The organism is Rhizobium sp. LjRoot98 (assembly GCF_964252935.1).
In the GTDB taxonomy this organism is placed as follows: domain Bacteria; phylum Pseudomonadota; class Alphaproteobacteria; order Rhizobiales; family Rhizobiaceae; genus Pararhizobium.
Genome location: NZ_CAXUPW020000001.1, coordinates 1,697,292 through 1,709,832, shown reverse-complemented (window position 1 = coordinate 1,709,832; position 12,541 = coordinate 1,697,292). Strand labels below are relative to the sequence as shown.

Below are 12,541 nucleotides of genomic sequence, written 5' to 3'. Positions count from 1 at the left end.
GGCCTCACGTGGGATCACTTCAACTGAAATCCATCCGCAAGGCCTTCGGCAATCACGAAGTTCTGAAGGGCATCGACCTCGACGTGAAGGATGGCGAGTTCGTCATCTTCGTTGGCCCGTCCGGCTGCGGCAAGTCGACTCTTCTGCGTGTCATCGCCGGTCTTGAGGATGCGACCTCCGGCAGCGTCCAGATCGATGGCCAGGAAGTGGTCACCACGCCGCCGGCCAAGCGCGGCATCGCCATGGTGTTCCAGTCCTATGCGCTCTACCCGCATCTGACGGTCAAGGACAATATGGGCCTCGGCCTGAAGCAGATGGGCGCGCCGAAGGCGGAGGTCGACGCCAAGGTCGCCAAGGCATCCAGCATGCTGTCGCTTGAGTCATATCTTGCCCGCCGTCCTGCGGAACTGTCCGGCGGCCAGCGCCAGCGCGTCGCCATCGGCCGCGCCATCGTGCGGGAGCCAAAGCTGTTCCTGTTTGATGAGCCTCTCTCCAACCTCGATGCTGCGCTGCGCGTCAATACGCGTCTGGAGATCGCCCGGCTGCACCGCAGCCTCAAGGCAACGATGATCTATGTGACGCACGATCAGGTCGAGGCGATGACGCTGGCCGACAAGATCGTCGTTCTCAATGCCGGCCAGATCGAGCAGATCGGCTCGCCGATGGAGCTTTATAACAGGCCGGCTAACATGTTCGTCGGCGGCTTCATCGGTTCGCCGCAGATGAATTTCATTGAAGCCGGCAGGCTCGGCGACAAAGAGGCAAAGACTGTCGGTATCCGGCCGGAACATATTACCCTGTCGCGTGAGAGCGGTGACTGGAAGGGCAAGGTCATTCATGTCGAGCATCTTGGTGCCGATACGATCCTGTATCTGGAAACCGAGGTCACCGGCCTGCTGACGGTTCGCCTCTTCGGTGAGCACAAATACGATGTCGACGACGTCGTCTACGCGACGCCGGACAAGGCTTCGATGCACCGTTTCGGTGCCGACGACCGGGTTCTGCGCTGATTTCGAAACGTGATTGTATCCGAATGTTGATGAAAATTATCGTTCGGTAACGTTTTATTGTGCGTTGCATCATCGGCTTGCGCTGCTTCCGGTTTTAACATACGTATCTGTTTGTATAATTGATGCGTTGGTCGTTCTGTCCCGGAATTTCTTCGTATCATATTGATTTTCATGAACTTCCAGCAGCAGCTGATCTCTTTGAAAAAAGATGATCGGCTGTGTGGCTGGACTTTGCGTATGGAACCAGAGATGCGGATGAACCGACCAATATTGGCTGCAACAGTGGCTGCCCTGGTGATTATTTCAGGCTGCCAGAAGGACGACAGCGAGAAGCAGGCGGCCCCGTCCTATCCGCCGCCGCAGGTCTCGGTGATTACAACGAAGACCGAATCGCTGCCGATCACCAACGACCTGCCGGGCCGCATCGCAGCAACCCGCATTTCGGAAGTGCGTCCGCGCGCCACCGGCATCGTCATCGAACGCGTGTTCGAGCAGGGCTCGCATGTGAACGCCGGCGACGTGCTGTACCGGATTGATCCGGCGCCTTTCAGGGTTCTGGTCGAGAGTGCCGAAGGCACGTTGCGCCGCGCAAAGGCGGTTCAGCTTCAGGCCAAGCAGGCGGCTGATCGCCAGGAGCAGTTAAAGAAATCCGGCGTCGCCACCGGTCAGAACTATGATGACGCGATCGCGCAGCTCGCACAGGCCGATGCCGACGTGGCCATCGCTGAGGCAGGTCTCGCAACCGCCCAGCTCAATCTGCAATATACCAATGTCACAGCGCCGATCAGCGGCCGTATCGGCCGTGCGCTGATCACCGAGGGTGCGCTGGTCAGCGCCAATGGCTCCGAAAACCTGGCCACGATCCAGCAGCTCGATCCTGTCTATGCCGACTTTACCCAGTCTGCGATGGATCTCATCCGCCTGCGCAAGGCGCTGCAGGACGGTGCTTTGGCCGGTGGGGGCAACGAAGCCAAGGTCAATCTGGTGATGGATGACGGCAGTGCCTATCCGCATGCCGGTAAGCTTTTGTTTTCGGAAGCAGCTGTCGATGAGACAACCGGCCAGGTTACGTTGCGTGGTGAATTCCCCAATCCGGACGGCGACCTGCTGCCCGGCATGTATGTGCGCGTAATCATCCAGCAGGGCGTCGAGAAGGATGCCATCGCTGTGCCAACTCAGGCCGTGCAGCGCGATACATCGGGCAATGCACAGGTCTATGTCGTCAAGGATGACAAGACGGCCGAACTGCGCACCGTCTCTGCCGGCCATGTTCTGGGTGATCAATGGATCATCCGCAATGGCTTGAAGGCCGGCGAGAAGGTGATCGTCGAAGGCTTCCAGAAGGTTCGCCCTGGCGCGCCCGTCGAGCCGGCGGACTGGAAGGTCGCTGATGCCCAGCCTGCCGGTGCAAAGCCAGCGGACGCGAAACCCGCTGCTGAGCAGGCCGGCACGGACGGTGCTGCTGCCAAGCCGGCGGAAGAGGCAAAGCCTGCCGAACAGGCGAAGTGAGGATCTGATCGATGCCTAGTTTCTTTATCGACCGGCCGATCTTTGCGTGGGTCGTCGCGCTTTTCATCATGATCTCCGGTATCATCGCGCTGCCGCTGCTGCCGATTTCGCAGTATCCGAACGTCGCACCACCGCAGATTTCCATCAACACCAGCTATCCCGGCGCATCGTCGGAAGAGACCTACCAGAGTGTGACGCGGCTCATCGAAAATGAGCTGAACGGCATCGAGGGAATGCAGTATTTCTCGTCGACGTCCAGCGCTGCAGGCAGCGTGTCGATCAACGTGACCTTTGCTCCGGGCACTGATTCCGGTGACGCCTCGATCGACGTGCAGAACCGTGTTCGCCGCGTCGAGGCGCGTTTGCCCGATGCCGTGCGTCAGCAGGGCATCGAGGTTGAGGAAGCCGGTTCCGGCTTCCTGATGATCCTCGCACTCACATCCACCGACGGTTCCATGGATGCGGTTTCGCTCGGCGACTATCTCAGCCGCAACGTGCTCAACGAAATCCAGCGCGTCGAAGGCGTCGGCCGTGCGCAGATGTTTGCCACCGAGCGCGCCATGCGTATCTGGCTCGATCCGGACAAGATGCGTGGCCTCAATCTGACGGCCAGCGACATCAACGCCGCAATCACCGCACAGAACGCCCAGGTCGCGTCTGGCAGCATCGGCGCCCAGCCGAACCCGATCACACAGCAGATCAGCGCGCCTGTTCTGATCAAGGGCCAGCTCACCTCGGCTGAAGAGTTTGGGGCGATCATCCTGCGTGCCAATCTCAACGGTGCCACGGTTCGTCTGCGCGATGTTGCCCGCATCGAGATCGGCGGTCAGGACTATAGCTTCTCCACCCGCCTGAACGGCAAGCCGTCCGCGGCTATCGGCGTGCAGTTGACCCCAACCGGCAACGCGCTGGCCACGTCCACGGCCATCAAGGCGCGTATGGACGAACTGGCAACGTTTTTCCCGGCGGGCGTCGAATACTCCGTCCCCTACGACACGTCGCCCTTCGTCGCGATCTCGATCGAAAAGGTTCTGCACACGCTGCTTGAAGCGGTGGCCCTGGTGTTCCTCGTGATGTTCCTGTTCCTGCAGAACATCCGCTACACCATCATTCCGACACTCGTCGTTCCCGTAGCATTGCTCGGCACGTGTGCCGCCATGCTCGCCATGGGCTTCTCGATCAACGTTCTGACGATGTTCGGCATGGTGCTTGCCATCGGCATTCTCGTCGACGATGCGATCATCGTCGTCGAAAACGTCGAACGCATCATGTCCGAAGAAGGGCTGACACCGAAGGAAGCAACACGCAAGGCGATGAAGCAGATCACCGGTGCCGTCATCGGCATCACGCTGGTTCTGTCGGCCGTGTTCATTCCGATGGCCTTCTTCCCCGGCGCCGTTGGCGTCATCTACCAGCAGTTCTCGCTGACCATGGTGGTTTCCATCCTGTTCTCGGCTCTGCTCGCCTTGACGCTGACGCCAGCATTGTGCGCCAGCTTCCTCAAGCAGGTTCCGAAGGGCCATCATCACGCCAAGCGCGGTTTCTTCGGGCTGTTCAACCGCGGCTTCGACAAGGCGTCGCATGGCTATAGCGGCTGGGTCGCCGGCATGGTCACGCGCACATGGCGCTTCATGCTGATCTATGTCGTGCTGCTCGGCGGTTTGGCGTATCTGTTCATGCAGCTGCCGTCGTCGTTCCTTCCGGATGAAGACCAGGGCTTCGTCATCGTCTCGATGCAGCTGCCGTCGGAAGCAACCGGAAACCGCACGACCGAGGTTATCGAGCAGACGGAAGCCATCTTCAGCCAGGAACCGGCTGTCGAACGGATCATCGCCATCAGCGGCTTCTCGTTCTCCGGTACCGGTCAGAATGCCGGCCTCGCCTTCGTGACGCTGAAGGACTGGTCGGAGCGTGGACCCAACGATGTTGCCTCGGTCATCGCCGGCCGGGCATCGGGCGCCATGTCCCAGATCAAGGATGCGATCAGCTTTGCGCTCTCGCCGCCGCCGATCCAGGGTCTCGGCACCTCCAATGGCTTCGAGTTCCGCCTGCAGGATCGTGGTGGTCAAGGGGCCGCGGCACTCGCCGCAGCGCGTGACCAGCTTCTCGGCCTTGCCGCGCAAAGCCCGGTCATCTCTGGTGTTCGCGTCGATGGCCTGCCGGATGCGGCACAGGTCAATCTGTTGATCGACCGTGAAAAGGCCAACACGTTCGGTGTGACCTTTGCGGAGATCAACTCGACGATCTCGACCAATCTCGGTTCGTCCTATGTCAACGACTTCCCGAATGCGGGACGTCTGCAGCGTGTGACGGTGCAGGCTGACGAGAACCGGCGCATGCAGACGGCCGACCTTCTGAAGCTCAACGTGCGTAACAGCAATGACGGCATGGTGCCTCTGTCTGCTTTCGCCAGCATCGAGTGGACGAGCGGCCCGACACAGACCGTCGGCTATAACGGCTACCCGTCAGTGCCGATCAGCGGCCAGGCCAATGCAGGCTATTCCTCCGGTGAAGCGATCGCCGAAATGGAACGTCTGTTCAGTCAGCTTCCTCCCGGCTTCGGCTATGAGTGGACGGGGCAGTCGCGGGAAGAAATCGCCTCGGGCACTCAGGCACCGCTTCTGGTGGCGCTGTCCTGCCTCTTGATCTTCCTGTGCCTTGCAGCGCTCTATGAAAGCTGGAGCATCCCCGTTGCGGTGATGATGGTGGTGCCGCTTGGCGTCATCGGTGCGGTTTTGGCCGTGATCCTGCGGGACATGCCGAACGACGTTTACTTCAAGGTCGGCCTGATCGCGATCATCGGACTATCGGCGAAGAACGCGATCCTGATCATCGAGTTCGCCAAGGAGCAGATGGAGGCCGGAAAACCGTTGCTGGATGCCACCATCGAGGCGGCGCACCTGCGCTTCCGTCCGATCCTGATGACCTCGCTGGCCTTTACCCTCGGTGTTCTGCCGCTGGCGATTGCCACCGGCGCAAGCTCCGGCAGCCAGCGCGCCATCGGTACCGGCGTCATGGGGGGCATGATCTCGGCGACGGTGTTGGCGATCTTCTTCGTGCCGGTCTTCTTCGTGTTCATCATGAAGCTGTTCCGCAGAACGACGTTGAAGCCGATCGGTGCGGATGCGGAAACGGCCTCTACACCGGCAGAATAATGGAGACGGCCCGCCGGAAGGCGGGCCTTTTCCGGTTGAGGAGGCGTCATGCGTAGAACAAAAGCCGAGGCGGAAGAGACCCGCAACAGCATTCTGAATGCTGCGGAACGGGTTTTCTTCGAGAAAGGCGTTTCCACTGCATCACTCGATGATGTCGCCAAGGCGGCCGGCGTAACGCGCGGCGCCATCTATTGGCATTTTTCCAACAAGACCGATCTGTTTCTCGAGCTCTACAATACCGTAAACTTGCCGCTGGAAGACATGATCGCCCGCAATGTCGTGCAGCCGGGTGCTGATGTGCTGTGCTATATCGAGAAGTCAGCCGGAGACTGGCTCGACCAACTGGCCGGCGACGAACATCGCCAGCGCATCTTCACCATTCTTCTGCGCTGCCCTTACGGCGAGGATCTGCTGCCGGTTCTGGAAAAGCAGCAAGAGGTCGATGACCGGCACACCGTAATGCTCGATAGCGCTTTTGATACGGCCCGGAGCGAGGGCTTTCTCAATGGAAACTGGACGCCTCAGTCTGCCACCAAAGCGCTGCGCTGGATGATGGAAGGCCTTTGCAGCGAGTGGTTGCTGTTTGGCCGCCGCTTTGATCTGGCGTCGGAAGGCAAGGACGGGCTGAAACGTCTGTTCGACAGCTTTCGCCAGACACCAGCAACTGCGGAAGCGCTGGCCGCTTCCTGATCTATCCTGTTTCGCAGCCGGTTTGCAGGCGGCGTCAGGCTGATGTCGATTTGAACTTGCTCATCAGATAAGGCCCCGACAGAACCGGTGCATGTTTTGCTGTCTCGCCCTCGTTCAGGCAGGCGTCCAGCACGGCAATCTCAGCGTCCCAGTTGGGCTGATGGAAAAAGGCGAGCGATTGCCGCCGCGCCATGCCGCCATCCTCCGGTGATGGATTGACGACGCGGTGCAGCGTCGAAACCCAGCGGTCATTGGTCCAGCGCGCCATCAGGTCGCCGATATTGATGACGAAGGCACCGGGAACCGGCGGTACAGGCTTCCACTGGCCGTCCGGCGTCATCAGTTCCAGTCCCTTCGATCCCGCCTGCGGAAGGAGGATCGTCAGGCTGCCATAATCCGTATGCGCACCGGCGCGCAGCTGGCCGGGTTTCGGCGGCACGTGTTGCTCCGGATAATTCAGCGCGCGCAAAGCACTGATCGGCGTATCGATGAAACGCTCGAAGTAGTTTTCTGGCAGATCAAGCGCTACGGCAAAGAGGCGCATGACACGGGCGGCCAGGTCCTCGAGCGAGGCATAATAGGCTTTCCAGGCTTCGACGAAGCCATCAGGCTTTTCCGGCCAGATCGTCGCCGCATAACAAAAGGCCAGCGCTTCCGGATCGGTCATGGATACCGGCTGTGTCAAAGGTCCGCCGTTGAAGCTTTCCTTCAGGTCCGGCGGGCTGTCGATGTCGCGGGATTTTGCCAAAGCCTCCAGCTCGGGGCCGAGATAGCCATAGGGATAGCCCTTGTAAGGCGCCCGGGCATTTTGCTTTTCTTCCGGCGGCAGGTCGAAAAAGGCGTGCGCCTTGCCCCAGACGGCATCGATGATGGCCTGCGGTACACCATGATTGCGGATCGCCAGAAATCCGGTCGTCCGGCAAATGGCATCGACCTGTTTGCCCAATTCCCGCTTCCTCTCGGCATCCGCTTTTTCAAAGGCACCGAGATCGAAGACGGGAAATTGTGACAGGGGCATATCAACGACTCCAATGCGTTATGAGGATATAGACCCCATCATGCAGGTGGAGCGCCGCGATGCAAGCCGCGGCTTCCCAACATTTAGTGCGCTTCATCCCAATTATGCGCAGCCCGCGCATCGACCTTGAGCGGCACCTTCATGTCGAGCGCCGGCATTGCCGCATTCTCCATGACCGAGACGATCAGCGGGATCGAACGTTCGACATCGGCATCTTCGACCTCGAAGATCAATTCGTCATGCACCTGCAGAAGCATGCGCGCGCGGGCCGAAAGTCCTGCCTGTTCGAGTGCAGGCTCCATCTTCACCATCGCGCGACGGATGATGTCGGCGGCCGAGCCCTGGATTGGCGCATTGATCGCGGCGCGTTCGTTGAAGGCGCGGTGCGAGGGGTTGGACGAACGAATGTCCGGATAGTGCGCCCGGCGGCCGAAGATGGTTTCGACATAACCATTTTCCCGCGCAAACGCCTTGGTGCTTTCCATATAGTCGCGGATACCGGGGAAGCGTTCGAAGTACTTCTTGATGTAGTCGCCCGCTTCCGAGCGCTCGATCGACAGCTGGTTGGCAAGGCCGAAGGCGGAGATGCCATAGATGATGCCGAAATTGATTGCCTTGGCACGGCGGCGGATTTCGCTCGGCATGCCTTCGACCGGCACGCCAAACATTTCCGAGGCCGTCATCGCGTGGATATCGATACCATCGGAAAAGGCCTGTTTCAGCTGTGGAATCTCGGCGACATGGGCAAGAACGCGCAGTTCGATCTGGCTATAGTCAGCCGAAACCAGCTTGTGGCCCGGCGTCGAGATAAAGGCCGTGCGAATCTTGCGGCCTTCGGCGGTGCGCACCGGAATGTTCTGCAGGTTCGGGTCGGAGGACGAAAGGCGACCTGTGGTCGTTGCGGCCAGCGCATAGGACGTGTGGACGCGCTTCGTCTCCGGATGCACGAAACCAGGAAGTGCGTCGGTGTACGTGGATTTCAGCTTGGTCAGCTGCCGCCAGTCGACAATCTTGCGCGGGAGCTCATGGCCGTCGGCGGCGAGGTCTTCAAGCACCGAGGCCGAGGTCGACCATTGCCCAGTCTTGGTCTTGGCGCCGCCCGGCAGGCCAAGCCGGCCAAACAGGATATCGCCAAGCTGTTTGGGCGAGCCGATATTGAAGCTTTCGCCGACAAGCCCGTAGATTTCGTGTTCGAGGCCAGCCGCACCCTGTGCCAATTCACCCGACAGCCGCGACAGGATCTGCCGGTCGATGGTGATGCCGCGCTCTTCCATGCGAGCCAGCACCGGCACCAGCGGTCGCTCCAGACGCTCATAGACCGTGTTGAGGTTCTTGGCGGCCAGACGGGGCTTCAGCACCTGCCAGAGCCTGAGTGTGACATCGGCATCTTCGGCCGCATAGGCGGTTGCCTTGTCGATATCGACATAATCGAAGCTGACGGAGGATTTGCCTGTGCCGGCAACATCCTTGTAGGGAATAGGTTGATGGCCGAGCCATTTTTCCGACAGTGAATCCATGCCGTGCGTACCGGCGCCGGCGTCGACAACGTAGGACATCAGCATCGTATCGTCGAAGCTGACAATGCTGATGCCGTGGCGTTTCATCACCAGATAATCGTATTTGAGGTTCTGCGCGATCTTCAGAACTGATGGGTCCTCCAACAGGTCCTTCAATCGCTCGAGCGCGGCTGCGGCCGGAATCTGGCCCTCTGCGAGCTTCACGCCGTCACTGAAAAGATCGTTGCCGCCGGTCTTGTGGAGGAGCGGCACATAAGCAGCGCGAATATCGGTGCCGGACGGGTCCTTGCTGTTATCGGCAATGGCCAGCGAAAAGCCGACGAGTTCAGCCTGCATCGCGTCGAGCGAGGTGGTTTCCGTGTCGAAGGCAACGAGGCCGGTTTCACGCGCCGCAGCAATCCAGGCATCGAGCGTTGCGATATCGCGGATCGTCACATAGGCGCTGCGGTCGATCTTTGCCGTTGCAAAGAGTTCGGCCCGCCCCTGTGCCAGGTTTTGCGGTGTCGCATCTGCCGGGCCTCCATCGGGAGTAGCGGCCAGAGAGGTTGCCGCTTGCGCTGCGCTTCCAAGGGATGCTGATTTCGCAGAAGAAAGCGCTGATGGGGAGGCCGCTTCGCCCTTGTCGAGATCGGGCCCACGCGCCTGTGCGCCCCATTCGACCGGAACGGACGCTGGCTCGACGGCATCGGCATCCGTCTCGGTCGCAGCGGCGACGCGGCGGGTGAGCGTGGTGAATTCCATCGTCTTCAGGAAGGCAACGAGCTTTGGCCCATCCTGCGCATGCAGCTCGAAATCATCCAGCGGTACGTCGATCGGCGTATCGGTCTTCAGCATGACAAGCTGGCGCGAAAGCTTGGCCAGTTCGGTATTGGCGATGATGTTTTCGCGGCGTTTCTGCTGCTTGATCTCACCGGCGCGGGCAAGCAGCGTGTCGAGATCGCCGAACTCTTCCAGAAGCTGGGCCGCTGTCTTCGGACCGATACCGGGAATGCCGGGCACGTTATCGGTGCTGTCGCCGGTCATCGCCTGCAGGTCGATCATCTTTTCCGGCGGCACGCCCCATTTCTCGATCACTTCCGGGATCGAGATCTGTTTGTCCTTCATGCTGTCGTACATCGACACATTGGCGGTGATGAGCTGCATCAGGTCTTTGTCGGAGGAGATGATCGTCACATCGGCGCCTTCCGCCTCCGCCATCCGCGCATAGGTGGCGATCAGGTCGTCGGCCTCATACCCTTCCTTTTCGATGCAGGGCAGGTTGAAGGCGCGTGTCGCATGGCGGATCAGCCCGAATTGCGGGATCAGGTCTTCCGGCGGTGCGGTGCGGTTTGCCTTGTACTGGTCGTAGAGTTCGTTGCGGAAGGTCTTCGAGGAATAGTCGAAGATAACGGCGAAATGGGTCGGCGTCACACCGACGGACGTGTCGCGCGCGTCGGTCAAAAGCTTCCACAGCATGTTGCAGAAACCAGAGACGGCATTGACCGGCAGGCCATCCGATTTGCGGTTGAGCGGCGGGATGGCGTGGAACGCCCGGAAAATGAACCCGGAGCCGTCGACGAGGAAGAGATGATCACCTTTTTTCATGGCGACAAGGGATAGCGCGGGCCGCGATGGCCGTCCATATCATTCCGGAGCGGCGCGGAATTTTACGCGATTGCCGGGGCACCTTGAAGCGCCTGCCGGCTATCGTCGGGTATTGCAGTTTAAAATGCGCGGCAGGGTTTTACGCCCTGCCGCGCATTTTTCGTTAGGTGCGCTGCGAGTCCAGCTGCTCCTGATTGGTCACGACCTGCTGGGCGCGGGCGTAGCTCTCGATCAGAAGCTGATAGGCCGGGAAGATCTTGGTGTAGATTTCCGCCCAATCCTGCGCATCAGCGCGGTGCCAGGTCTTCTGCAGCTCGGACGCGACCGCAGCCATGTCCATCGGAACGACACCGGCCTGGACGACACGTGCAAGCGTGATTTCCTCGGCCATCTTCGAATAGGTGCCGGAGGCATCGATGACTGCAAAGACCTTGTAGCCGTCATGAACGGCCGCGATCGCCGGGAAGGCCATGCAGACGCTGGTAATGGTGCCTGCGATGATCAGCGTCTTGCGGCCAGTTGCCTTCACCGCCGCGACGAAATCGGCATTGTCCCAGGCGTTGATCTCGCCTTTGCGGGCGATATAGGTGGCGTGCGGGGCGTTTGCATGGATTTCGGGGATCAGCGGACCGTTCGGACCCTGCGGCACGGAGGCGGTGGTGATCACCGGCATTTTGCTCAGCGTGGCCATCTTGGCGAGTGCGGCAGCGTGGTTGCGCAGGACCGGCATCGGCATGTCGCCGATGGTCTGGAAAAGGCCGCTCTGGTGGTCGATCAACAGCATTACTGCGTCGTCGGCATCGATGACTGGTTTCTGGCCGTTGAAGTTTGCGGCGGTATTTTGCGTTGTCATTGAAATGTCCTTTCAGGGATGTGGGGCGGTTTCAGGCCCCATGTTCGGTCGGCTTTTAGGAAAACTGCATGCTGGCGGTTACGCCGGTTTTGATGAGCAGGGTCGTGAAGGCGGGTACGGTGGCCGAGCGTTTCCAATTGCGCTGGGCTTTGCCTTCGCCGCCCGGGGGCAGTTCCCCCAAGGCGGAAAAAGAAACCCTGTCCTGGTTCTGGAGATCGGCGTTAGGCTGCACTGATCGCGCCGAAGCGACCGCTTCGGAAATCGGCCATTGCCTGCCTGATTTCGTCGTTAGTGTTCATGACGAATGGCCCTTGCATCACGACCGGCTCGTCGATCGGCGTGCCGCCCAGGATCAGGACGGATGCATCGCTTGAAGCCTCCAGCGTGATGTCGCCGCCCGATCTGTCGAGGAGCGCGAACTGAGCTTCCCCGGCTGTAGCGCCGTTGATGGCGACCGTGCCCTTCAGGACGACCACTGCGGCAGTATATCCCTCTGGCATGGACACCGAAACGCTTCGACCCTCGTGCAGCCGCACATCCCAGAGATCGATCGGGGTGAAGGTTTGTGCCGGTCCGCGGTGGCCATCATAGGCGCCGGCGATCACCCGGAGAGAGCCGGCGCCGTCAGGCAGTTCCACGGAGGGAATGTCGCGGTCGAGCAGGCTCTGATATCCAGGCGTGGCATTCTTGTCCTTGGCCGGCAGGTTTACCCAGAGCTGAACCATCTCCAATTTCCCGCCCTTACGGGTAAAGGCCTCCGAATGAAACTCTTCGTGCAGGATACCGGCGGCGGCCGTCATCCACTGGACGTCGCCTGGTCCGATGATGCCACCGCTGCCGGTCGAATCCCGGTGTTCGACTTCACCGCGATAGACGATGGTCACGGTCTCAAATCCGCGGTGAGGATGGATACCGACGCCACGCGGCGTGTTCGTCGGCGCGAATTCCGCCGGACCGGCATAATCCAGCAGCAGGAAGGGGCTGACATGGTCGCCGTGCGTGGCATGTGAAAACAGCGAGCGTACCGGAAACCCGTCTCCGACCCAGTGCGGCGTGGGGTTGCTGTAAACTCCGAGAACCTTTCTCATGTGCTTCTCCTTTTCGCTTTGCCATTGAGGCTGTGTGTAAGGAGAAAATACTGCCGTGGCGGTGATAGCAGTAGACTGGCAAATCGGGTTACTCTGTCCTGAAAATAGGACAATCAA

The 12,541-nt window shown here is 60.2% G+C and carries 8 protein-coding genes; 4 read left to right on the top strand and 4 right to left on the bottom strand.

Annotated elements, in window-relative coordinates; translation table 11 throughout:
• The first annotated feature begins 8 nt into the window (after window positions 1–8).
• From ACSQ3J_RS08470 to ACSQ3J_RS08455, 4 genes are all read left to right on the top strand, one after another.
• On the top strand, window positions 9–1,010 hold the full coding sequence (locus ACSQ3J_RS08470; protein ID WP_060502942.1) for an ABC transporter ATP-binding protein: 1,002 nt from the start codon (window positions 9–11) through the stop codon (window positions 1,008–1,010).
• Window positions 1,011–1,247: 237 nt separating this feature from the next.
• Window positions 1,248–2,519, top strand: a complete 1,272-nt coding sequence (locus ACSQ3J_RS08465) for an efflux RND transporter periplasmic adaptor subunit (protein ID WP_060502941.1) — start codon at window positions 1,248–1,250, stop codon at window positions 2,517–2,519.
• An 11-nt stretch (window positions 2,520–2,530) separates the two neighbouring features.
• Entirely contained in the window at window positions 2,531–5,674 is a 3,144-nt protein-coding gene (locus ACSQ3J_RS08460) for an efflux RND transporter permease subunit (protein WP_060502940.1), read from the top strand.
• A gap of 48 nt (window positions 5,675–5,722) precedes the next feature.
• Entirely contained in the window at window positions 5,723–6,364 is a 642-nt protein-coding gene (locus tag ACSQ3J_RS08455) for a TetR family transcriptional regulator (protein ID WP_060502939.1), read from the top strand.
• A 34-nt stretch (window positions 6,365–6,398) separates the two neighbouring features.
• Here ACSQ3J_RS08455 and ACSQ3J_RS08450 read toward each other — a convergent pair whose 3' ends face one another.
• The 4 genes from ACSQ3J_RS08450 to ACSQ3J_RS08435 form a co-directional block, all read right to left on the bottom strand.
• On the bottom strand, window positions 6,399–7,382 hold the full coding sequence (locus tag ACSQ3J_RS08450; protein ID WP_060502938.1) for an isopenicillin N synthase family dioxygenase: 984 nt from the start codon (window positions 7,380–7,382) through the stop codon (window positions 6,399–6,401).
• Window positions 7,383–7,465: 83 nt separating this feature from the next.
• Complete coding sequence (gene polA / locus ACSQ3J_RS08445) at window positions 7,466–10,483, bottom strand: DNA polymerase I (protein WP_060502937.1); 3,018 nt, start codon at window positions 10,481–10,483, stop codon at window positions 7,466–7,468.
• A 163-nt stretch (window positions 10,484–10,646) separates the two neighbouring features.
• The gene (locus tag ACSQ3J_RS08440) at window positions 10,647–11,336 is read right to left on the bottom strand and encodes an isochorismatase family protein (RefSeq protein ID WP_060502936.1); all 690 of its coding nucleotides are present in this window, start codon (window positions 11,334–11,336) and stop codon (window positions 10,647–10,649) included.
• Window positions 11,337–11,557: 221 nt separating this feature from the next.
• Window positions 11,558–12,424: a pirin family protein gene (locus tag ACSQ3J_RS08435; RefSeq protein ID WP_060502934.1), complete on the bottom strand. Its 867-nt coding sequence runs from the start codon at window positions 12,422–12,424 to the stop codon at window positions 11,558–11,560.
• Window positions 12,425–12,541 lie beyond the last annotated feature (117 nt).